Here is a 21,732-nt window from a genome sequence, read left to right on the forward strand (position 1 = left end):
AGTAACCTATGGATTCTGCATCTATCAAATTATCTGCATCGCGCGCAATTCACCCCAGCCCGATGAATTATATTGGTGGTAAGGCTAAGCTACTGCCGCAGATTTTGCCGCATTTTCCGAACAACATTTCAAGGTTTTATGATGTGTTTGCTGGTGGCGCGAATGTTGCTGTCAATAGCAATGCAAATCAAATCATTATCAATGATATTAATTGTTATGTAATTGAAATTCTTCAAGCCTTCTATCAGCAGGACCTTGATGACTTGCTGACAAGCATTCAGTTTTATATTGACCAATATCAACTGAGCAAAGACAATAAACAAGGTTTTTTAACATTACGTCAGGATTATAACCGACACAAACAGCCGATGATGCCCTATACCCTGATGTGCTACTCCTTTAATTATCAGTTTAGATTTAATAATCAACACCAATATAACAATCCATTTGGTGCAAATAGAAGCCAATTTTCGACCATACTGCGACAAAAACTCATCCATTTTGTAAATCAACTGAAAAGCAAACAGGTGGCATTCTCGCAACTGCCATTTTGTGAATTATTAACTCAGACCCAATTTACAGCTGATGATTTTGTTTATCTGGATCCACCCTATTTTATCACCACGGGCAGTTATAATGATGGTAATCGAGGATTTAAGGATTGGACTCAGGAACAAGAACAAAAATTACATGACTGTCTCGACAGCTTAAATCGTCAAAAGATCAAATTCGCCATGTCCAATGTGCTTGTGCATAAGGGAAAAACCAACGATCTATTGATCGAGTGGGCTAAAAATTACCATGTGATCCATTTACATCATAATTATAATCATAGCTGCTATAACACGGTAAAAGGCAGCTCGAAAGAAGTGCTAATTACCAATTATCTTTAATCTAATTTCACTTCTAAAAATATTTTCTCTTTAATTATTCTTTTGAGTAATTAAGCTCTAAACCTCTTATATATTTATCCACTATAAAAATTAAACAAAAAAAAGACCGCCGAAGCAGTCTTTCTTTACATTAATTACAGCATCTTAATCAATTGCTGGTACATAGCTACCAGTCGCAATCGCATCCTTGATACGGTCTGCTTCAACAAGAACCAATGCCAGAAGACCCTGAACATCTTCAAATGTCACGACAGGGCTTAAGGTGGTCATTTTCAATGACTGAACATCACCCACTTTCGTCACACCAATATTGGCTTCACCACGGGCAAATAATTCATCGGCCACATTCTGATTCAGGCTATCGATAAACTCAAGCGGATAATCTTTTGGTACCACGCGGAACAATACTGATGCAAATTGTGGCTCAACCAGAAGTTCCAACCCATCTGTTGCCTTGATATAATCAGCAACCTGACGCGTCAGTTTAACCCCATGGTCAATCATCGAACCATACAGCTCTTCGCCTAATGCCTCAATGGTCATCCATAATTTTAATGCATCAAAACGACGTGTGGTTTGCAATGATTTTGATACCAGATTTGGCACACCATGTTCTTCATCATAGGCAGAATTTAAATATTCCGCTTCATAATGCATGAATCGATAGTTTGCTTCATCTTTAAGTAAAAATGCACCACAGCTAATGCTTTGGAAATAATGCTTATGGAAATCCAGTGTCACAGAATCTGACAAAGATAAACCATCTAACCAATGCTTATAAGCATTCGAAAGAATTAATGCACCACCCCAAGCTGCATCGACATGCATCCACGCACCATATTTACGGGTGATTTCACGCACCTGTGGTAATGGATCAATCGCACCGGCATCAGTCGTCCCCGCAGTTGCAACCACACAAGCCACGATTTTACCTTCTGCCTGCAAATGCGCCATAGTTTTTTCCAGCGCATCAACATCCATCTGGGCTTTGTCATTCACAGGGACAGTAACCACAGACTGAAAACCCATGCCCATCATAGCCATGTTCTTTTGCACAGAAAAATGCGCATTTTCAGAACAGATCACTTTAACTTTTTTCAAGGCTTCAGCAGGTAAACCATCACGTTGTACAGACCAAGGCTGACCATTTTCATCCTGCCAGTTTTTGGCAATACACCAATCTCGTGCCAGTAATACACCCATCAAGTTGGACTGCGTACCACCTGAAGTAAACACACCTGCGGTACCTGTGCCATAACCAACTTTTTGGCGTAACCAGTCAATCAACTGTACTTCCATCAAAGAACCAGCTGGGCTTTGATCCCAAGAATCCATAGATTGATTGGTGGCATTAATCAACACTTCGGCAATTTGACTGGTGACCATGGTAGGACAATGCAAATGTGCCAGAGAATGTGGATGATGGACTTTCAGACTTTTATTCAGGAAAAGCTCAACCATGCGCTCTAATGCTGGTTGTAAGCCCATACCCTGTTGAGACGGATTAAAGGAAATCGCTGCACGCAATTCCTTAATACTGCCGCCTGTATACATTTTGTCATTTTGCAACCATGCAGATACAGCCTTGACGGCATCAGTCATTGCCGACTGATAATCGGCAATAGACTGTGCATCATTGCACAATAACGCTTTACGATGCTGGGCAAAATCAACCATTATTGCGCGCCTCGTACAGCAATAAGTGCTTCACCCACAGCTTTCTTAAAGCGTTTCAATACTTCTTCACACTCTTCTTGCGTAATAATCAGCGGACAAAGTAAACGAATCACAGTACCACCACGACCACCTTTTTCCAGCATCAGTTTATTGTCAAAACATGCTGTTTGGATCGCTGCTGCCAATTGTGAATCGGCTGGATAAGCACCCAGATGATCTGGTGCCTGACGCTCATCAATAATTTCGATACCGATCATCAAACCACGACCGCGCACATGACCGATACAAGGCAATTCTGCTTGAAGTTTTTTCAATTCTGCCTGTAAAAAGTCACCACGTTGCTGTGCATTCTCAGCCAGATTATCTTTTTTGATGGTATTTAAAGTCGCAAGACCTGTACCCATCGCCAACTGGTTACCACGGAATGTACCGGTATGTCCTGCTGGTTGCCATGCATCGAATTTACGTTTGATACCCAATACCGCCAGCGGCAAGCTACCACCAACAGCTTTAGACATCACCACCACATCAGGTTCAATTCCAGCATGCTCGAATGCAAACATTTTTCCAGAACGGGCAAAACCCGCCTGTACTTCATCCAGAATCAACACAATATTGTGCTTTTCTGTCACTTCACGAATTTTTTTCAACCATTTTGTTGGGGCAATAACGACACCGCCTTCACCTTGAATGGCTTCAAGAATCACCGCAGCAGGACGGGTTACGCCACTTTCTACGTCTTCGATCAACTGTTCAAAATAATACGTTAGCGCATCAACGCCTGCTTCACCACCGATCCCAAACGGGCAGCGGTATTCGTGTGGATACGGCATAAACTGTACATATGGCATTAAACCATTCACAGCATTTTTTGCACTCAGGTTACCGGTCATTGCCAATGAACCATGTGTCATACCATGATAGCCACCAGAAAAACTGATCACTGTACTGCGGCCAGTATAGGTCTTGGCCAATTTAATTGCAGCTTCTGTCGCATCTGCACCAGATGGACCACAGAACTGTAAGCAATACTCTTCCTGACCACCCGGCAAATAAGATAACAATGCTTCTGTAAAAGCATCTTTTAATGGAGTCGTCAAATCAAGGGTATGCAGTGGCAAACCACTTGCTAAAGTGTCTTGAATACTTTGGATTACAGCAGGGTGATTATGACCTAATGCCAGAGTACCTGCACCAGCTAAACAGTCGAGGTATTCATTACCCTCGACATCGGTGACCCAACAGCCTTTCGCTTTCGCAATTGCTAAAGGTAATTTACGAGGATAACTACGAACATTTGATTCCATTTGACTTTGGCGGGTCAAATAATATTCATTAGTCTTGGCAGTTGGATCGTTTGAAGATACGCTCATATCGGATTACCATCTCAGATAAGGGTAAAAAGAAATAAGCCTTAGCAATCTAAGACTTATACCATAGTAGCTAGTTTAGGATAATGCTTTGTTCTATCTTAGTCCTAGGCAGCCGATCATACAGAATTTTTAAAGAAAAAAAACATTTTTATGCAATTTTGCCGAGAAAAAATGATGATTTTTCAAAAATATTCCAATGCTCTTCATAGTGCTTAAGTCTAACAATGAATAAAGTAAAATAAATGACAAAAAATCAAAAAATACAAAAAAATAATAAAAATTACCATAAGCGCATAGCTGAGCGGAAAACATACTGTTTTTTGTTCAGGGAAATCTCCATAGCACGTAAATAAACTGGATTTAGTTTTAAATAAGAAAATAGAGTTTAAGAGGAAAATTTCTAAACCAAATTATTTAACTTCATTGCTTTTATTACAAAATATGGACGGAGAGACTCGAACTATATTCGATACTTTTGGATAGCTTCTATTAAAGGCTAATTCGTTTATTTTCAAATATTTAAAATCTTATAGATTCTATTAGATTATAATAGTTGTGCCCGAAAACGTGCCCTGCTCTTTTATATAAAAAAAGAAACCAATGCGGATTCCTTTTTTCTGCTTAAATCACTTTTTAATTATTGCAAAGCCATCTCTGCACTTTTTACCAAGAAAGCCGAACGGCTAAGATGTTGTTTCTTGGCAACCGCATCGATACGTTTTACCAATGCTTCTGGCATACTGATATTAATACGCACGGATTTTGTATTCACTTTTGATATGTCGATGTCTACCAATAACCAATACCCTCCTTCAAAGCGTTCATCGCCGATCCATTGTTCGGGGCTAGAAGGCTCAGGTAATGCTATATCTTCACCGTCGAAATGGCATTCTACCGCTTCTTGTGCCATACGCTGAATATCCTGCATTTCATCAGCAGCACTAAAGCAGCCTTCAAAATCCGGGAAAGTTAAGCCATAGGCAGTATCAGGATCTTTATGAACATATACTGGATATAACATATTTACCTCCATTCCCAGCCAGCTTGTTTATAAATATTACGCAGTGTACCAATTGGCGTATCTTTTTATCATTTTAAATCTCAGATAATTCATATAAAAAGTCTGATACTTTCTGAGCTAAAATCTCATGCTCATCATGGCTTTCAACGATATCTACCATTAGATCATCCAGACCAGTTTGTTCCTTAATAGTTACACCCTGAATTTCCAAAAACGTAAGCATTACCGCAAGTCCTGTCCGCTTGTTACCATCAACAAATGCATGACCTTTTGCTAAAGCAATACCAAACCATGCAGCTATTTCGAATAAATCCTGAACATTGTTGTAATACATCTGCTGGTCAATACGGCTTAAAACACCTTCAAGCTTATCAATGTTGCAACCTTCTCGACCAACTCCTGTCTGTCTCAAAATCTCATCATGAACTGCTATAACAAATGTTGAATTAATCAGATTCATTTATATGCAAGCTCTTGGATTTCTTCTCTATGCTGCTTAATCACTCTTTTTGCGCTGTGCATAACAACACGTTTAGTCGCTTCGTCTTTTCCAAAAGAAATAGGTAAAATTTGCCCTGAAATAGCAGGACGATCCTTACGCTCATCAACATTGTAATCTTTAAGACGTTTACTCATATCTATCACCTATATGATCCCATATTGAGATTATGCCTGCTGATTTTAGCATAAAGCCATTATCTCAAGCAGGCACATTATATCAAGGTTTAGGAAAATACTTATCCTGATATTCTTCCCGGTCGCAATCAAATAGATTTGCCCAGCTTTCTGCGTGGCAACGTGCAACATGTGCCAAAGCCTTTACATCGCTACGCTCTGCTGCCTTTTCCTCAATGGTTTTACACATGACATCAAGCTGTCCGGCAACATCACTGGCAAAACCTAATAATTGGATCATGTGTTTTAAGTCTGCCTTAACCACGATGACCTGATCTTTCATTGCCATGTTCATAGTTTTGGCTCCTGTGCTTGGTGATTCAAAGCCTTTAATGCCATTTCGATTTGAGTTTCCATACCTGAAATCGCATCAATAATAATGCTATGGCTGAATCGAAAACCTAACTTGATACTTGAACCGTTATCAATCAAAAGTTTTGCTGTGGCCAAGGCCTGTGTTAATAAGATATTTGCAACATCATGAGCATCTGCGTCATCTGCATTTTGATCGGTGGTAAAAAAGTTTTCCGCGCAACCATAATATACAAAAGGTTTCGATTCTTCTGATCCAGAATTTTGCATATCAGGTATAACATGAGCTATACTATTCATCGTTGATATTCCTATATGTTGACAACTGAAAGCCCTTGATTCCTGCAAGTTTCGTGAGGGCTTTTTTATTGCCTAAATTAAACATTGTTGTTACCCAATAATTTAGAAAGTTTGGTTAAGCCTTTTGGTGTCACTCTCACCTGCTCTGAAATCTTGATCGAGCCATCGGGCATTGGAATATCCTTAACCTTATGTTCTAAATACCCTGATTTGATTTTCTCCTGATAAGCAACCCAATGTTTGCTGCCAGTACGTTTATAGATCCAATCATTCAGATTAAGCCACTTGTTAAATTTGTGTGGTTCCTGCTGTAAAGTTTTGGCTGCATCGGTTAGACATAAACTGCCGTCTGCTGTAGCGATGCGATCAAATGCATCTATGGTCGGTTGCATGACTTCGACTTTCTGCTCTAGTTCAATGACTTTCTCTGAATAGGTCAGTAATGCGTTACGTAACAGGTTTGGATTAGCTAGGAGTTGCATTGGGTCTATTGGTTTATTGATCTGTGCTTCCAGTTCTTGCCAACGTACATTGATTTTATGCCGTGCATTTACGTCATAACCTGTCATCAAAGTGATGCTTAGATTTTTATTCAACAAAAACTCAGATGTATAGCCACGATTATCTTTAAGCTCTTGATATTCTTCATGACTCAATATTGAGTCATCTAAGCTACCAAGCATTTGACGAGTATCACGAACAACATTGTCATGTCGTTTACCTGTTAATTCTGAAATTTCACGACTAGACATGAATTTTACTTGTTGCAGCTTTGTTAACGCATTCATTTTCAAATCTCCATTTGTTGCTTAAATTGCTTAATCGCTTTCACGACTAAATAATTCATTGAACGATCATGCTTCACAGCTAATTCTTTAAGCCAAGCATGTAATTCAGGCGGTATACGAACTGCCATTTGTGTATCTGATCTTGCCACAATTTGTTCCTCTTGTGCTATTACGGTACTAATGTTAGCACCGTACTAATATTGTGTCTAGTACCGTACTATCATATTCTTATAAAAAATTTATTTGAGTTATGTAATGGCTAGAAATGACCCTCAATTCAACTTACGTGTACCTGTTGAGCTTAAACAAAAAGTTGAAGAAGCGGCTAAAGAAAGTGGAAGGTCTATTAATGCTGAGGCAGTGTACCGACTTGAAGAAAGTTTTATTGAAACAATCCCTGCTGAAGGACTTAACCAAATCGTTGCTGCCTATCTTATGGGAATGCATTCTCGTTACTTGTCTGAAAGAGATGATTTAGTGGCTATGTTGCAACAGAAATCAAATAATAGTGAATTAAAAATAAAAATCGAAAAATATGATCTTTTGATTTCTGAAATTAGATCTAATGCAGAAAGACTATTTCCTAATGCATTTAAAAAAAGTGATGAAAGCTAACTTTATCTTATTTCAAGAAAAAAAGTCTTAGGATTTAATAAATGAATGGACTTCGATTATGTTGGATATGCGAAGAAAATATTGCAGATACATCAGAACACGCTTTAAAAAAAACAGATATTGTTCGGGCTTATGGCAAAGGCTCATATCGCAACTTAAATGAAAAGCAACCCATACACTTTAAAAATGGTAAAGAAACTAAATTACAAGGTGCTAACTCTGATATAATTAAAAATCTAAAAGATTTATGTAAGCAATGTAATAATACTCTGAGTCAGCCATATGACCGTGCATATGACAAATTCATTGAATATGTTTTGAATAATAGTGAACTAATTTTAGAAAGACGCTTTATTGATTTTGAAGAAATATATGGAGAAGATTTTGCTATTCAACAAACTAATTTATTTAAGTATTTCATAAAGTCTTTTGGTTGTAGAGTCTATGCAAATCCAGATTTTGTGGTGCCAAGAGATCTGGTTAATATATTAAAAGAAGATTTAGACCATTTTCAAACACGCTTAAAAATCACAATGAGTATTAGCACCGCATGTATCAAATTATTAGGTGAACAATGCTTTGATTTTATTGGAAAGACAGACATGAATTATTATAATATGTCTGATTATCCAAGTCAGTATGGTTTTAGTTTTAAAGAGCATGTTGGCTGGTTATTCATCAATTATTATTATCTTATCGATATTGAACCGCGAAGCGGTGTTGAATGGGTCGCTGACAGAAAAGTTATTTTTTTAGGTGAATTATAAAAAGCACCGTGATGAACTTCACCCCAAAAGTTGGACACTTTTAGTCTAATTTAAAAGATGCTTTTCTATAGGGCTGGCACTCACTACTTAATAATTCTTTAATTGGACCAAAATAATCTCTATATGAGATTTGATTTTCACCAACTGCTTTTATTGTATCTTGAAGTAATTGATCTACAATGCTTTTCAATTTAATATCAGAGTCATAATTATCATGTATCTCAAAAACCATATCAATTAAACTTTGAAAAAAACTATCAGCACTATTCAACATTTCTAATGAAATAATCTTATTTCCTTTAAAATCTCTTACTAAACCATGATGCATATTGTTATTTGATTTTAATTTATTGATTAAATCAATAAACCTCAAAGACAATTCATCACATTTTTTTCCAAAAAAATTAAGCTCATCATCATTTTTTAAACATCTAAATTCAGTAGTGATTGCCATTAATTCTTCTAAGCAATTTTCTAGTTCTAGAATAACAGTTAGAAGATTTAAAGATACTTCCTTATTAACTTCATACTTCTTTTGAATTCTCCAATCACTAAAAACCCAAATAGCGACAATAGGTGCGAGAAGATAGGTTGCCCAAATAAATATATTAATAATATCAGATTTATTTGAATTACTTATCTGATTTCCTGTAAACTTATATAGCATCAATCCTAAAAGACATAGTGAAATATATACACAAAACATCATTATAATTGCTTTATACTTAATTAATCCTTCAGTATCTTGTCTATTGAAATATTTTTTCAATTTCATATCAATATCTTTCGCAAGATCTTGTTTTTGCCTTAATTTTAAAAGTATTAGCAAAAAAAATAATATAATAAATTTCATATAAATATTAGAACTAACAATCATTAAAATAAATTTATTGATGAAAGCAACCAATAAAAAAATAGATATTATTAAAAAACTCAAAAAAAACCCAAGTAATAAAGTCAAAATTAAAATATTAGAAATAAATCCAATTGAATAAGAAATATCATTTCTTTTATCCAACTCTAACAAATCATATATCAATTTCATATAGTGCTTTAAATTCCAATTTAAACTACATTTAAGATATTATAGTAAAATTAAATATTATCAATACACTTAGGAATATATTTCCCATGTACTTCTTTTAAGTACTTCTGAGAACTTTCTTGTGTGACTTCATATTGCAGATGCTGATTAATAAACTGTAGCTTGGCTCTTGCATTCGCAATAATTTCAGACCACGTTTTAACCCATACTGTAATATTCTGCTGTGAAGAATCATGTATTAAACCCTTTGGTTTATTTCTTTGATTAGATTCTTCTTCCGCATAAGCATCCAACTCATTAGAAATAGCGAGGAAAGTCCACTTGGCTGGAACATTATGAAATCTTTCATCCATAGCAACAGCAGTGGCATATTTTTTGATTTGAACAATGACTTCAGCATCAACTTTTTTGGATGGTCGTTTTAGCTCCACAACCAAGTAATCAAACTCTCCATGACGTGTTTGGTTTACTTTACTTAGCATCAAATCAATACGCCCTGTTCTACCATCTGAGAGTAGTACTGGATCAAAGCTTTCTATTGTATCTTCACGATCGCCTAGTTTGGAGATATGCTTTTTTAGTACCGTTTCTAAACGTTCTTCAGATTGAGATAAAGTAAAATTTTCATCAAAAATCCATGCTTCATTTTCAAGCATTTTATGTAATTGGTCTCTTTCAGTGAAGATTTTCTTAGTCTTGTCCCCAAATAGAAGACTCTCTAATTCATCTAGGAAATTTAACCTGTTTGCCACAATCGTTGCAGATGAAATAATTGAAGAAAGTTCAGTATTGTTTAATAATTCTGCCAATTTATCTTGATCCTCTTTGCTTAAACCCAAAACTTCAGTAATAATTTTTTGAACAGATTCTGGATTTTCTGTAATAGCTTGAGCAATTAGTTTAAACATAAATTTCTTAGATGTCGTTTCAGTTTTATCAAAATTTGGTAAAAATGTTTGTACATTCACAGCAAGAATATCAAACACCTCTTGTTCAGCTTTCTCTACAGAAGTCAGACTACTTTTATCTTTATATGGGTAAATATCTTGATCTTTCCACTCTTGAACAATACCACTATATTTTTCTGAAATTCTTTTTCTAAAATGTGCCTGAATAGTCGTTATTGCAATATCAATGATAGTTTTTACTGTTGGTTCGAGTTCAGCTAATCCTAATGTCCCTGTATTTTCTAATTCTTGAAAATATTCACTTTTTAAATATGCAGTAAAATTAAAACCTTTCGCTTTAATTCTATTTTTTGGTTCGTATTCATTTAAGGAGATACCTTTTGCTGAACATAAATTGATGACTCGATCAGTTTCTATATCCCATTCAACGATAGTTAGTGTTACTGAGTGATCTGTAATATAACTACAATCTTCTGTTAGATCATAATTTCTTGAGCATATTTGAACACTTTTAGGATCTATTTTTACTCCATTAAAATTCAATTGTAAATTTGGATACTCAGTTAAAAATACTGCAAAACATTTCGTTAATTCATTTAGTGTTTTATCTTTTATTAATTCATCGGCTTTTTTAAATAAATTTGAAATAATAACTCTAGTCCCTTTTTGACCTTTATCATTATTTTCTAAATCGCTAGTTTTAAACTCCTCAATTTGATTATGATTACCAAGAATTGAATAAGTACTATATTTATTCTGATCTAAGAAAGTCGTTTCCCACTCTATATCTGCACCTAAACAAAATGCTTTAAATCGTCCTTTACCATTTTGACCATGTAAAGGGTGATGATAGTTATCTTTTTTTAATTTTTTCCATGAGTCACCAATCTCTCCAAAGTATGATGCTACATCTTTAAATGGAATTCCATCACCCTGATCTTCAACAATGATAGAGTCAAGACCCTCCATAGAATTATATTTAAGTGTTACAGTTACTATTTGAGATGATGCATCAAAACCATTCCAAATAAGCTCACTCAATGCCTTAGTTGCGGATGCTTCTGTTAAAGTTTTTATATGCCCAGGCGTTGCGACAATTTTTAACGGTTTAAAATTTTGAGTTTTTTTGTCCATGTTATTCACAATATTGACTTATATAACAAGTTTATTGAGATAATATACCCCATCATGAGGCATTGTGATATGGTTTAGCTAGATTTTTTGAACAGAACAAAAGATTGTTTTCAAAGTTAGTGGAACAATAGAAGAAGATCATATCGTGGATTTTTTATTTTTATCGCTGCTTGTTATTTTTATCATCTTACTGGTTAAGCGATATGGCTTAGATCAACCCTCTGCAAGCTTTGGGGATTCGCTCTGGTATCTATTTCTTTTCGGGCTGTTAGTTTTAGTCCTAAAAATTAGGCGATATACTGGGTGAGTCGTGATTGTCTTATGGTTGCAATCTGGGGAAATACTAGCTTTGTGCTGGTGAATTGAAGAAATTCTAAAAAAGAGTGATATATGAAAATTAATATTAATTTCGACTGGGCATTTATTACATCAGTTTTTACTATTTTTCTTTATTGGTGTGGCTACTGGTATAACTACGGTTATATAAAATATTTTGAGTATAGTATTAATGCTTTTGATATTCCAATACCTAGCATGGTAATGGACGGTCTTCTTGTTGGTATTGATAAGTTCTTTTCTTTAATTATGCTTTTTCTACTAGTTTCGCTAATTGCAAGCATTACTCTCACTGGTTGGAAGAAAATATTATTAGAGGTCTTTTCAAAACTTACATTCTTTTTCATATTTTTATACTACTTAATTTATAAACATTTTTATAAAAAAACCATCATAAATGACAATATACATAAAAATTTATCTTTATATTTTAGAACCATTTATATCATTAATGTAATTAGTAAAAAAATTAAAATAAATAATTTCTATATATCATTTAATAAAAATATTTATTCTTACCATAAAAAAAATGAAGAAAACCTAATCTATGAAAAATTTCAATTTTCTTTTATATTACATTATCTTTTATTAATTTTTCTATTGATTGGAACACTAAAATTTTTTGATGTAGGAAGTGTACTTATTTATAAAGGTGAAAAAGCTGCACAAGAATCCTTTTTAGCTACTATTCATAATAAAAAAGAGAAAAAATTTCCAAAAGTTAATATAAAGGATGAAAAAAGCCAGTACATATCATACTATCTTACAGATATATGCTTAAAAGGTTCCTGTCTTGTTACAGATATTAAAGGTAATTCAAGTATTCATGATGCTAAGGAAATTAAAGTGATTCACTAACTTAAACCATCTATGTAGTATAAAAGGAAGTTTGAATATGTCAGCATTTTTGATTATTAGTGGATTTACTCTGGCTTTTTCTGGAATGATTTTTGGTCCTTATATGTTCCACAAGCATATAAAAAATCATTATGATGCAAAGGCTGTTGGTTTGCTATCTATGTTACCAGGGATATTCTTATTTTGTCTCGGCTTCTATCTTAGATAAAAAGTTTTGACTCAAAACCACACCCAAAAGGTGAGGTTCTGTAAACATGTAAATAATGAGATGAAGCTTGGACTCCACCTACTTTAGTAATGCTAACATTATTTATTCTGCTTAGTTCCAGCATCAATTGCTTTTTTAAGCAATTCCTTGCCTGTACATTTTTCTATCGCTTCATAATGCTGTTTATCTGTTACCATATTATTCTGCTGTATCCCTACACCTTTGGTCATCTCACATTTACAGAATTTCGTGGCTTCTGCCTTGGTCAATTCTTTAGGTGCATTCGATACACAAAGCTGGATAAAGTTCTCTACACTGAGTTGTTGGGATAGATTCATACCTGCTGTATTAGCAAAAGACATACTTGCCATGCAGGTAAAAAGTAAGATAGCTAAACTTCTTTTAAATGTAATTTTCATAAATAATCCTCAGTTATCTGTTTAGAAAATATTGATAAATGAGTAATTATTATACAAAAATAAATTACATTATCATGAATGCTGCTCATGATTTAATAAAAAACAGCATTCCTTAAGTATCAAACAGTCTAAAAATGCTTATTCAACATTTAGGCTATTTTTGTTCTCTAAGCGGATTCTCAGGTTCCGCATTAGGCTTTTTCTCTGGTTTTGTATTCTCATAAGAATCTTGATCCCCTTTGTCATCATTAGATTCTTTTTGCTCATTTAATGTTTGATCTGATTTGGTAGTCATATTTATTGTCCTCGTGTAGATGATTATTTAATAAATATGACATTTGGCGTTAATAATCCATTATATTTATGTAGTGGTCGAATGAAGTAATTGTTATCAAGAAAGAACCCTCAATTGAGGGCTACACGCATCAATTATCCTTGGCAGCATACTTTAAATTGTCTGCACAGCGAAGCCTAAGCCTCGCTCACTTTAGTAGCAGTAACATTATTTAAGATTGGCAGATTATATCGACTATCTGCCGGACGTGATGTTTTGCCATACCATCGGAATTCTTGAAAGTCAGAGGGATTGTAAAGTGCGTAACACACCATATTTGACTGATTACCGCCAATACACACCAGTTTACCATCTTTGGTTTTACCAGCGACAAAACAGACATGGCCGCCACCGCTGCGGGTTTTAATCGCCACACAACCATATGCTGGTTTAAGTAACTTTGCCCCGCCCTCAGTGTAAGCCAATGCACGGTACCAGTGTTTAGGATATGCGACACTAGATTGCTTCAAACACCACGCCACAAAGACACCGCACCAGGGCGTTTCATCCTCAGACCACCATGCACCTAATGATTTAAGCCATTTTAAAATGGTTGGATTATGAGTGGTTTTGCTGGTGTTCTCTTTCAACCCGATATGTTTTTTTGCTTCAATCATCCAAGCCAGATCACCGGTTGCTGTACTTACAAGCGGCTGAATTGTAGCAAACTGATTCAGATCCGGAGCATGCAATTCCGGCTGTTTGATCTTTTTCCCAAGAACGGCCAACAGCGGTAAAACCACGGTTAAAATTGCTGCATGATATTCAGCAGGAATTAGCTGTAAGTCCATGCCATTTTGCAACAACACGGGAATCACGCCCAAAATAAAAGCCCCGATCAATGGGGCCTTTACACTTAAATATTTAAATGCACTTTCGTCTATAAACTTCATAGTTTGTCTACCTTTCGCTTAATAAAATCACTGACGACATGGGTACCAAAATAACCAATGGCACTGGCCAGTCCGACCGCAACCATCTGGGGTATTGATAACCAGTCTAAAAATGTCCAAATTCCAACCGCAAATAAACCGCACATAATTGATTCAAGCATGTCCGCTCTCCCCGTTGTTTGGTAAGTCCTGAGAATTGCCATTAAAAAAGCCATCACAAATGCTGCAATGGCTGTTTGAAATGAGATCCAGAACTTGGTTAGGAATGTTATAAAGTCATCCACAGTTTCCCCTTATATTTAAGTAAAAAATCGCCCAAAAGAGCGATTATGATATGTTGTCCAATCCATCATCGGTATCCCACTATTCACTGGTGGTCACACTGATCTGGTTTGAGTAATTCCAGGATGTTTCTCGCCATTTATCACGAGCACAGACACGCAAGTAATAATTGGTAGTCGATTGCAAGCCAGTGAATGTGTGTGAAGTGGTCGTTCCTGTCCAACTGGCCAATATAGTTTCCGGATTAAATCCAGACGTTGTACTTAGCCATACCTGATAATCTTTCAAGTCTGGTGCTGTACTGGCACCCCAATTGATCGAGATGCTGTCACCGGTTGCAGCCACATAGATGTTATCCAGCATTGTAGGAATTGGGTTACTGATGTTCAGTTCAGCAAATGTGCTGGTTTGTGCATTGGCAACACTGGCGACCCGAATCGTATAAGCGCGCCAGATACCGTCAGTTTCGGCTTCTTCCAGAGAATAGCTATAATCGGTATTGGTGGTTTCAACTTCACGCAATTTCTGTCCGTTGGCCCATATCTGGACAATGTACTTGGCTGCACCAGATACTTGCTGCCACTGCACTTTAAAGGAAGTACCTACAAATGCGGACTGCAAAGATAAACCGGCAACACCAGAAGGCTGTCCACCGTTTAGTGTGTAGCTGTATGCGGCAACTTCATCGAGCGTTTGTTCCTTAGCCTGCAAGCCGTTAAAACTGGTGAATTTAAGATAGATGGTTTTACCGATTAAGCTTCTATTCATTTGGTAAGTGAATATGGCCCGATCCAATCGCACAAAATGTTCACCCGCAGCATGTGCAAGCGGATCGGCATATCGTCCACGGATCACACCGGATAATTGATACAAGCCGCTACCCAATAAAGTGGCGTCAACATAATTGGCATATTCATTACCAATCTTGAATAAGGTTGCATCTGCGGCCGCATCAACTTGTGTTCCACTGTACATCTGGTTGTTGGTGGTATTGAGTTGTACCTGTAAAGCAGTATCTGTGGCTGTTATGGCTTGTACCAAGTTGCCATAGCGCGCAGATCCATAAATGGTACCAATTGCCTCATACGTCTGGTTATCATAACTTGCCCAAACATTACAGCCGCCCCAGTTCAAGCCACCTGCCACAGCGACATAGACCTGATTTTCACCATTGGTTAAATCCAGTGGCGGTTCAAAGATGACTGGTGCATAGACATCACCGGGTTCTTCACTACCCCCCTGATAGCCATTAGCAGATTGCAGGTCATATTCAATTGCCGATCGTGTACCAATCGCCAATTCTTCAGCCGTGATATTCAGATAACCATCTTCATCTTCTTCAATTTCCAGAATTCGGACAGGAAACTGATTCAAGCCCAGTGATGGATCGGTTAAGGTGACAATATCCATCGGTTCGAGTAAACAATGGTTCCAGCCCAGCCGAAATTCGTATTGATTACGCACATAAAGCTGACGCTGTAAACGCAGTTGTGCGGCATGCCGGGCAATTTTAGGTTCGCAGAAAAAATCGTATTTCACGCTGTCTTCTGTGCGTAAGCCGTACATTTCGATATTGGCCTGATCTTTGGCTTCGACTGTTTCGGTGTTGTACTGATTGTTACGGTTTATATATTCAATCTGCACATGGTTATAGGCATCGGTATCCCGACTGCGCTTGACCCGCACCGGTTCGTCTTCATCCATAAAATCATCATCGGTCAGATGGGCTACTGCGGTTAGATCCGGGGTGTAAGTCACACCATGATTGCTTAATACCGCATCGCCATAACTTTTGATTTTTAGCCCATCTACACTTGGTACCACCGCACAATTGACCGCCTCCACAATCTCGTTAATGATTTCATAAGCAGGTCGCTGTTCGGTAATTGCCGGACTAATCAGTAAATTTGCTGCCGTGCAATAGCTGCGAAATTCGGTTAGATCATCAATATTGATATTCGGTGCTGCACCATACCGTGGGTTTTGCATAAAATCTTCAATTACATCGGCTGGGTTTGCATCATGAATGCTATCTGAAAATGTAATCTCAGAAACGACTTCAAAGTTATGATTAGACAGGCTGGCACTATCCCCCATATCATAATTTGAAGCTGCTACATAGGCGGTAAATGGATAGTTCAAGGCTTGATCAGGATGATAAGTCTGTAAATATCCCCATGCGGCATTATGATCGCCGTTGAAAAACTCAAAATTGAGCTGATCGATCGGTTCTTGCGTAATGCCACTTTCTGTTTTAGCAATAATCTGTTCTTTGTCTTTCCAGACCAGCCCAATTTTACGCACTTTGTTGGCACATAAACCCAGCATGATTGAGGCAGAATAGGTATAAGTGGTATTTTTGGTTTTTACCCCGCCACCTTTACCACCGGCTTTTTGTGTGGTGGTGTGTGCAATTGCCTTGAAATCACCGTACCAGAACATATTTGCGGCAATACGGTTTTTACCATACACCAGATACTGTGGCAAACCATAGGCTGAGGTCTGTACCCGCATCGAATTGATCCGTGTATCAGACGTGCTGATGGTACCGCCACCGAATACGCCACCCATTTTACTGCCCCTTAATACGATAAAAGCCCGCAATTCTGCGGGCTAGACTTCCTTTAGTGCCATCACTGAGTATGACACCCTGTTTGATATAGGCATGAATGATCATTGGCCATTCCACCACAATCCCGGCATGACTAATACATTTACCAAAGTGATAAAGCACGATATCACCGGGCTGTGGATCATGTACTTCGTCACAATATTGTTTGACCCAGCCCAGATACTTTTGTTCCATCTGGTGTAAATGCCAGTCGGCAGGATATGGACGTGGATCGATATAAGGCACAAGACCACAGGCATGATAGACTTCACAAAGCAGCATGCCACAGTCTGTACCAACGCCTTTGACACGGCCTTGATGATGGTAGGGTGTGCCAAGCCAAGCGCGGGCTTCGTTGATGATGTTTTGCATAGATTTTTTGCTTAAATCGACTTCACATATTCAAACATTGCTAAGATTTCAGCGTCTGAAAAATCTCCCCTATATACACCTAAATACTTCAAGAAAAATTGTGGTGTATAGCTTGAATTTCCTTGATTAACAGCTAATTCTCCAATATTTATTGCATCAATATTTCCAGAGATTGTGCTTGCAACTGCCGCTTTTGATATTTCATTCGAAATCGATGTAATGTGCTTTAATTCAAGAGAGCTAGATACATGACATAAGATTGTAATCCATCCATCTATTGCATCAATTGTTAAAAAGGGAATTGGTCCCAACCCACTTACAATTAATTTATTTTTAAACTGACAAATTCGAATGATATGATTAGCACCATTCACTCCACCTGTACTCGCAATTCGAAAACTACTTAATACATCTCCAGCATTCCAAGCTGGCAGATAATCTGCATTCCAGTTTGTTACTTTAAATTTTATTGTAAGTAAAATTCCGTTGCTGCCATTATTACTTGAATCCGGTAGATCTGCATTAGATCTTAGATAACAGCGAGCATCATTGTTGCTTCGTGATAAGTCTAGATAATAGCCCTCCGAATCAAATCGTAAAAAAGGTCCAATTCCGCCCGAATTCCACACACCGTTACTTTTGATATCTGGCGCACTTGTTTTGCTGACGATATTGGGCATAAAAGAGTTAATTCTTGAACCCACAGTATTGTGCGCTAAACTTCGTACATCAAAAACATAGACTTGTTTGTCTGTCAAAGCTGTACGTTGTATTGCACCGGGTGTCATTGCTTCATTGGCTTTGATAATTAATGCTTTGCTCATTGGTTAATCCTCGCTTAAAATGTTGTACCAGCCAAATTCAACAAGTATTTGTTTAACTTGCTTAATGACTGCTGTTTCTGCTGCGTCATTCATATGAAGTGAATCTAAAGAAAGAGAATCAGGCTTACGATTATCGGATTGTTGTGCAAGATCATTTGATGTTGGTGTAATAGCAGTGTCTATCCATACTTTTTCTGACATTAAATATGCTTGCAGGTCATAATAGCTCTCCCCAAATTCTGTTTTTAAGAGTGAGTTATATGTCAAAACACGTGTTTTTTGATCTTCATCTGCGCCTGTATCTACAAAGTGCCCCATAACCAACACAAACTTATAAAACGGCTTACACCACTGGTGTGCCTTTTTTGTGCATTCAAAAACATAATCGGGCAAACCATAGGGCGATACACCATAATTCAAATTATTTTTCCCAATATTCAGAACACAAACTGAATTTCTAAATGCGACAGAATCTGGAATAAACTCATATTCCATAGCTGAGTCAACTACGATGTCTTCACCTACTTCATCACGCATAAACCATAGCTGTGTTGGATTTGCTGATTTATATGACAAAGTTCCATGTATGCCGAATAGCGTTCCAGCAAATGGCTTCAATGCTGATGCACCAATTCCGGCATCAATATAAAAGTTGGTTACTGTGACTGCTTGATTATCTGTTGAGCCACTTAAAATACCGCTGGGTATGAGTAACTTCGCAGGAATAGAACCTTGTCTTGCGCATATTGTTTCTGCTGTTTCCGCACCTTTCCCACCCAAAAGAACATTTATGAAACCCAAATCATTCGCAAGTTGCGCCCATTGCGTATGACTGTTTTCTATTGTAGAACTACCCCATACCGAAAATTTTGTCGTATCTGAAAATGCTCTATTTGCAACATTAATACGCTGTTGAATATCTTGAATAGCAATATTTGAAAACGTACCATTTTTTTTGACAGATAAAGATGTTGGTACATTATTAATATCAGTAATTGCAAATAATAAATCGTCGTCTGTGATGTCTTTATTTTCTAAAAATGCATTCTGCTCTTTAACAGCAGTTGCAATTTTTTCAGCAGATTGTTGTGTGACACCACCTGTTTTATCGGCTTCAATCCACGTTCTAACATTATTAATATCAGTAATTGCAAATAATAAATCCTCGTCTGTGATGTCTTCTTTCTGTGCATAAATATCGACTAATTCAAGTATAGAATCATTTGTATGTTGGTTTGCATTTAATAATGGATCATCATCAGACTTTGTTAATGCTCCACCATCCCAAATATACAATTCTCCTGCAACTACAACAGAAGAACCAGCCGGGATCTTAGTTTTATCCGCCTCAAAATCTTCAAGAGATTGAAAACCATATTGTATGGCAACCGTTTTATTTCCAATTTCTGCAACATAGTCAATCAGCTTGGCTTGGGCTTCTTTAAACTGTGCTTCTGTCACAGTCGGTGCATTAAACTGATCGGCACTTGGTAATTCAGCCATATGTTACTCCAAAATTTAGACATTAAAAAACCTCGCATTTGCGAGGCTCTAGTTAATAGGTTAGGTTTAAACAGCAGTTTCCGGCACCGGAATAAAAGGTTCGCCCCGGAATCGGTTCAAATTATTAAAGCGATTATCACAAGTCTCTAGGCGTTTATCACAGCCCGGATACACACTGATTTGCTCGCCTACTGCCGGTAACTCAAGTAAAGGCAAGGTAAGCAATAAGGATCCGGACTCATGCAGGCGAATGGTACGTTTAATGCCTTGATTGATTCCTTGGCTAAACTGCACCACACCTTGGGTAAAATATCCCTGTGGTTGATTAAGGCTACACACTATCCGGTTTAAAGTGCTGCCTGCTTCTACAATGGCCGTCACAGCATGTTCTTCACGAGATAGACCACACCCGGCATCAAATAAAGTGTTTTTACAACCCGGTTGCCATAGATCACGGGGCATTTGCACGTCCAGCACATCTAAATCTGATTTCACAGAAAATTCTAGGCTATTACGTGTAAAATCAGGCTCAACAATTAAGCCCTCAAATAACTTGATGGTTTCTGCACCGGTATCAAATGGATCAGCAATATCTATAAATACCCGTTCCAGCTTAAAGCGTGCACCGTCTAACTGTCCATTATGTACTGCCTGTAAAAACGGCAATGAGCCAAGCATGACATCATCATTTACCAATACCGTTACGCTCAAGCTATCTAACTCAATACCCACCTTATAGCTCAAACTGTCACGCTCAATAATTGGACCATCTGACCGATATAAAAAACCACCTACGGTGAGGTGGTAATCATAATTGGTATAACGATAAATATTGCCCTGTGTGGTCTGAATCGTATAGAGTTCAGCCATGACAAATTGATTACCTGCAAGCAATGCTTTGAGTCTGTCTGAAACCTGTCTCATATTTTATTCCCTAAAGAACCGATCAAATCGACCCGCTTTGCTTTCCAGAGTTTATGCATAAAATGTGTGTACTCCTGTTCATCCTCAGCAAAACGACAGCGGTAATAATATGTACCAGCCACATGCAAAATCTGCCCTTCTGCCAAAGGCATAGACAAGGTTAATAACCCATCTTTTGTGATGTGGTAACTCATATTTACCGTCCACATCAAAGTTGTATCATCGGTTGACCACATCAATTTGTGTGGATTCTGATTCCACATCAGTGGATTTGCCTGCCCGTTAATCACTTCTTCTGTATGAGATAAAGGAATCTGCAAGCTATAGGTTGTCTTATAGAGCTGGAATTGTGTCGTGTTACCATCACCTACAAACTCACATTGGTAATCATGATCCTCTGGGAATTTATATAAAAAGGAATCAAAAGCACCACGACGTTCTATAAAAAAACTTTCTAGTTGCTGCAATTCCTGTTTATCCTGCCATTCCCGTAGAAAATCAAATGACAGTCCAATTTCATAGGTGGGTACTGCCTGATAACTTGCACGCAGTTCACGGCCATTTACCGATTGCATAATTTTGGTATGAAAGACAGGCTTTTTTGTGGCTTCCCATTGTAAACCAGGTAATTCAGGAAAGATTTCGTCAGACACGTATTAC

General features: G+C 37.2%; 25 protein-coding genes. 4 read left to right on the forward strand and 21 right to left on the reverse strand.

Features of this window, described 5'->3' with window-relative positions:
* Positions 1–8: 8 nt before the first annotated feature.
* Complete coding sequence (locus tag CAP51_RS09790) at positions 9–893, forward strand: DNA adenine methylase (protein ID WP_087620580.1); 885 nt, start codon at positions 9–11, stop codon at positions 891–893.
* Between the two features lie 144 nt (positions 894–1,037).
* Here the strand turns inward: CAP51_RS09790 and CAP51_RS09795 are convergent, their stop codons facing one another.
* The 9 genes from CAP51_RS09795 to CAP51_RS09835 form a co-directional block, all read right to left on the reverse strand.
* On the reverse strand, positions 1,038–2,570 hold the full coding sequence (locus CAP51_RS09795) for a pyridoxal phosphate-dependent decarboxylase family protein (RefSeq protein ID WP_087620581.1): 1,533 nt from the start codon (positions 2,568–2,570) through the stop codon (positions 1,038–1,040).
* Complete coding sequence (locus tag CAP51_RS09800) at positions 2,570–3,943, reverse strand: diaminobutyrate--2-oxoglutarate transaminase (protein ID WP_087620582.1); 1,374 nt, start codon at positions 3,941–3,943, stop codon at positions 2,570–2,572. Before CAP51_RS09800 ends, CAP51_RS09795 begins: the two co-directional genes overlap by 1 nt.
* A gap of 637 nt (positions 3,944–4,580) precedes the next feature.
* Entirely contained in the window at positions 4,581–4,964 is a 384-nt protein-coding gene (locus CAP51_RS09805; RefSeq protein ID WP_087620583.1) for a type II toxin-antitoxin system HicB family antitoxin, read from the reverse strand.
* 73 nt (positions 4,965–5,037) lie between these two features.
* Positions 5,038–5,424: a type II toxin-antitoxin system death-on-curing family toxin gene (locus tag CAP51_RS09810; protein ID WP_087620584.1), complete on the reverse strand. Its 387-nt coding sequence runs from the start codon at positions 5,422–5,424 to the stop codon at positions 5,038–5,040.
* Complete coding sequence (locus tag CAP51_RS09815; protein WP_087620585.1) at positions 5,421–5,600, reverse strand: hypothetical protein; 180 nt, start codon at positions 5,598–5,600, stop codon at positions 5,421–5,423. The genes CAP51_RS09810 and CAP51_RS09815 overlap by 4 nt, the downstream gene beginning before the upstream one ends.
* An 82-nt stretch (positions 5,601–5,682) precedes the next feature.
* Positions 5,683–5,934 carry a hypothetical protein gene (locus CAP51_RS09820; RefSeq protein ID WP_087620586.1) on the reverse strand — a complete coding sequence of 84 codons (252 nt, stop codon included), beginning with the start codon at positions 5,932–5,934 and terminating at the stop codon, positions 5,683–5,685.
* Positions 5,931–6,251, reverse strand: a complete 321-nt coding sequence (locus CAP51_RS09825; RefSeq protein ID WP_087620587.1) for a hypothetical protein — start codon at positions 6,249–6,251, stop codon at positions 5,931–5,933. The genes CAP51_RS09820 and CAP51_RS09825 overlap by 4 nt, the downstream gene beginning before the upstream one ends.
* A 77-nt stretch (positions 6,252–6,328) precedes the next feature.
* On the reverse strand, positions 6,329–7,039 hold the full coding sequence (locus tag CAP51_RS09830) for a phage antirepressor KilAC domain-containing protein (protein WP_087620588.1): 711 nt from the start codon (positions 7,037–7,039) through the stop codon (positions 6,329–6,331).
* Between the two features lie 2 nt (positions 7,040–7,041).
* A complete protein-coding gene (locus CAP51_RS09835) occupies positions 7,042–7,188 on the reverse strand; it encodes a CopG family ribbon-helix-helix protein (RefSeq protein ID WP_087620589.1) in 147 nt (48 codons plus the stop codon).
* Positions 7,189–7,294: 106 nt separating this feature from the next.
* Here CAP51_RS09835 and CAP51_RS17475 point away from each other — a divergent pair, with 106 nt between their 5' ends.
* Entirely contained in the window at positions 7,295–7,654 is a 360-nt protein-coding gene (locus CAP51_RS17475; RefSeq protein WP_245809123.1) for an Arc family DNA-binding protein, read from the forward strand.
* A gap of 41 nt (positions 7,655–7,695) precedes the next feature.
* Positions 7,696–8,421 (forward strand): hypothetical protein, encoded by a 726-nt coding sequence (locus CAP51_RS09845; protein WP_087620590.1) that lies wholly within the window; start codon positions 7,696–7,698, stop codon positions 8,419–8,421.
* Between the two features lie 40 nt (positions 8,422–8,461).
* On the opposite strand, the gene CAP51_RS09850 is transcribed toward CAP51_RS09845, so the two are convergent.
* Both CAP51_RS09850 and CAP51_RS09855 read right to left on the reverse strand, forming a co-directional pair.
* Complete coding sequence (locus tag CAP51_RS09850; RefSeq protein ID WP_171294771.1) at positions 8,462–9,448, reverse strand: hypothetical protein; 987 nt, start codon at positions 9,446–9,448, stop codon at positions 8,462–8,464.
* Positions 9,449–9,516: 68 nt separating this feature from the next.
* Complete coding sequence (locus CAP51_RS09855; RefSeq protein WP_087620592.1) at positions 9,517–11,508, reverse strand: ATP-binding protein; 1,992 nt, start codon at positions 11,506–11,508, stop codon at positions 9,517–9,519.
* Positions 11,509–11,898: 390 nt separating this feature from the next.
* Here CAP51_RS09855 and CAP51_RS09860 point away from each other — a divergent pair, with 390 nt between their 5' ends.
* Positions 11,899–12,702, forward strand: a complete 804-nt coding sequence (locus CAP51_RS09860; protein WP_087620593.1) for a hypothetical protein — start codon at positions 11,899–11,901, stop codon at positions 12,700–12,702.
* 306 nt (positions 12,703–13,008) lie between these two features.
* Here CAP51_RS09860 and CAP51_RS09865 read toward each other — a convergent pair whose 3' ends face one another.
* The 10 genes from CAP51_RS09865 to CAP51_RS09905 all read right to left on the reverse strand — a co-directional run bounded on the left by CAP51_RS09865 (position 13,009) and on the right by CAP51_RS09905 (position 21,725).
* On the reverse strand, positions 13,009–13,272 hold the full coding sequence (locus tag CAP51_RS09865; RefSeq protein ID WP_140404429.1) for a hypothetical protein: 264 nt from the start codon (positions 13,270–13,272) through the stop codon (positions 13,009–13,011).
* Positions 13,273–13,483: 211 nt separating this feature from the next.
* Positions 13,484–13,624: a hypothetical protein gene (locus CAP51_RS17345; RefSeq protein WP_171294772.1), complete on the reverse strand. Its 141-nt coding sequence runs from the start codon at positions 13,622–13,624 to the stop codon at positions 13,484–13,486.
* 176 nt (positions 13,625–13,800) lie between these two features.
* Positions 13,801–14,556 carry an NlpC/P60 family protein gene (locus CAP51_RS09870; protein WP_087620595.1) on the reverse strand — a complete coding sequence of 252 codons (756 nt, stop codon included), beginning with the start codon at positions 14,554–14,556 and terminating at the stop codon, positions 13,801–13,803.
* Positions 14,553–14,840, reverse strand: a complete 288-nt coding sequence (locus tag CAP51_RS09875) for a phage holin family protein (protein WP_245809124.1) — start codon at positions 14,838–14,840, stop codon at positions 14,553–14,555. The genes CAP51_RS09870 and CAP51_RS09875 overlap by 4 nt, the downstream gene beginning before the upstream one ends.
* Before the next feature lie 79 nt (positions 14,841–14,919).
* Positions 14,920–17,409: a phage tail protein gene (locus CAP51_RS09880; protein WP_087620596.1), complete on the reverse strand. Its 2,490-nt coding sequence runs from the start codon at positions 17,407–17,409 to the stop codon at positions 14,920–14,922.
* 1 nt (position 17,410) lies between these two features.
* Positions 17,411–17,821, reverse strand: coding sequence for an NlpC/P60 family protein (locus CAP51_RS09885; protein ID WP_087620597.1), 411 nt, complete (start codon positions 17,819–17,821; stop codon positions 17,411–17,413).
* Between the two features lie 11 nt (positions 17,822–17,832).
* A complete protein-coding gene (locus tag CAP51_RS09890) occupies positions 17,833–18,645 on the reverse strand; it encodes a hypothetical protein (protein ID WP_087620598.1) in 813 nt (270 codons plus the stop codon).
* A gap of 3 nt (positions 18,646–18,648) precedes the next feature.
* Positions 18,649–20,148 (reverse strand): hypothetical protein, encoded by a 1,500-nt coding sequence (locus CAP51_RS09895; RefSeq protein ID WP_087620599.1) that lies wholly within the window; start codon positions 20,146–20,148, stop codon positions 18,649–18,651.
* 66 nt (positions 20,149–20,214) lie between these two features.
* Complete coding sequence (locus CAP51_RS09900; RefSeq protein ID WP_087620600.1) at positions 20,215–21,072, reverse strand: DUF2163 domain-containing protein; 858 nt, start codon at positions 21,070–21,072, stop codon at positions 20,215–20,217.
* Positions 21,069–21,725 carry a DUF2460 domain-containing protein gene (locus tag CAP51_RS09905; RefSeq protein WP_087620601.1) on the reverse strand — a complete coding sequence of 219 codons (657 nt, stop codon included), beginning with the start codon at positions 21,723–21,725 and terminating at the stop codon, positions 21,069–21,071. The genes CAP51_RS09900 and CAP51_RS09905 overlap by 4 nt, the downstream gene beginning before the upstream one ends.
* Between the last annotated feature and the right edge of the window lie 7 nt (positions 21,726–21,732).

The sequence above is a fragment of the Acinetobacter populi genome, assembly GCF_002174125.1.
Classification (GTDB): Bacteria; Pseudomonadota; Gammaproteobacteria; order Pseudomonadales; family Moraxellaceae; genus Acinetobacter; species Acinetobacter populi.

Excerpts from the sequence above, each read along its gene's own strand:
- CAP51_RS09790 (WP_087620580.1), top strand. The coding sequence starts at position 9 with ATGGATTCTGCATCTATCAAATTATCTGCATCGCGCGCAATTCACCCC.
- CAP51_RS09795 (WP_087620581.1), bottom strand. The coding sequence starts at position 2,570 with ATGGTTGATTTTGCCCAGCATCGTAAAGCGTTATTGTGCAATGATGCA.
- CAP51_RS09800 (WP_087620582.1), bottom strand. The coding sequence starts at position 3,943 with ATGAGCGTATCTTCAAACGATCCAACTGCCAAGACTAATGAATATTAT.
- CAP51_RS09805 (WP_087620583.1), bottom strand. The coding sequence starts at position 4,964 with ATGTTATATCCAGTATATGTTCATAAAGATCCTGATACTGCCTATGGC.
- CAP51_RS09810 (WP_087620584.1), bottom strand. The coding sequence starts at position 5,424 with ATGAATCTGATTAATTCAACATTTGTTATAGCAGTTCATGATGAGATT.
- CAP51_RS09815 (WP_087620585.1), bottom strand. The coding sequence starts at position 5,600 with ATGAGTAAACGTCTTAAAGATTACAATGTTGATGAGCGTAAGGATCGT.
- CAP51_RS09820 (WP_087620586.1), bottom strand. The coding sequence starts at position 5,934 with ATGAACATGGCAATGAAAGATCAGGTCATCGTGGTTAAGGCAGACTTA.
- CAP51_RS09825 (WP_087620587.1), bottom strand. The coding sequence starts at position 6,251 with ATGAATAGTATAGCTCATGTTATACCTGATATGCAAAATTCTGGATCA.
- CAP51_RS09830 (WP_087620588.1), bottom strand. The coding sequence starts at position 7,039 with ATGAATGCGTTAACAAAGCTGCAACAAGTAAAATTCATGTCTAGTCGT.
- CAP51_RS17475 (WP_245809123.1), top strand. The coding sequence starts at position 7,295 with ATGGCTAGAAATGACCCTCAATTCAACTTACGTGTACCTGTTGAGCTT.
- CAP51_RS09845 (WP_087620590.1), top strand. The coding sequence starts at position 7,696 with ATGAATGGACTTCGATTATGTTGGATATGCGAAGAAAATATTGCAGAT.
- CAP51_RS09855 (WP_087620592.1), bottom strand. The coding sequence starts at position 11,508 with ATGGACAAAAAAACTCAAAATTTTAAACCGTTAAAAATTGTCGCAACG.
- CAP51_RS09860 (WP_087620593.1), top strand. The coding sequence starts at position 11,899 with ATGAAAATTAATATTAATTTCGACTGGGCATTTATTACATCAGTTTTT.
- CAP51_RS09865 (WP_140404429.1), bottom strand. The coding sequence starts at position 13,272 with ATGTCTTTTGCTAATACAGCAGGTATGAATCTATCCCAACAACTCAGT.
- CAP51_RS17345 (WP_171294772.1), bottom strand. The coding sequence starts at position 13,624 with ATGACTACCAAATCAGATCAAACATTAAATGAGCAAAAAGAATCTAAT.
- CAP51_RS09870 (WP_087620595.1), bottom strand. The coding sequence starts at position 14,556 with ATGAAGTTTATAGACGAAAGTGCATTTAAATATTTAAGTGTAAAGGCC.
- CAP51_RS09880 (WP_087620596.1), bottom strand. The coding sequence starts at position 17,409 with ATGGGTGGCGTATTCGGTGGCGGTACCATCAGCACGTCTGATACACGG.
- CAP51_RS09885 (WP_087620597.1), bottom strand. The coding sequence starts at position 17,821 with ATGCAAAACATCATCAACGAAGCCCGCGCTTGGCTTGGCACACCCTAC.
- CAP51_RS09890 (WP_087620598.1), bottom strand. The coding sequence starts at position 18,645 with ATGAGCAAAGCATTAATTATCAAAGCCAATGAAGCAATGACACCCGGT.
- CAP51_RS09895 (WP_087620599.1), bottom strand. The coding sequence starts at position 20,148 with ATGGCTGAATTACCAAGTGCCGATCAGTTTAATGCACCGACTGTGACA.
- CAP51_RS09900 (WP_087620600.1), bottom strand. The coding sequence starts at position 21,072 with ATGAGACAGGTTTCAGACAGACTCAAAGCATTGCTTGCAGGTAATCAA.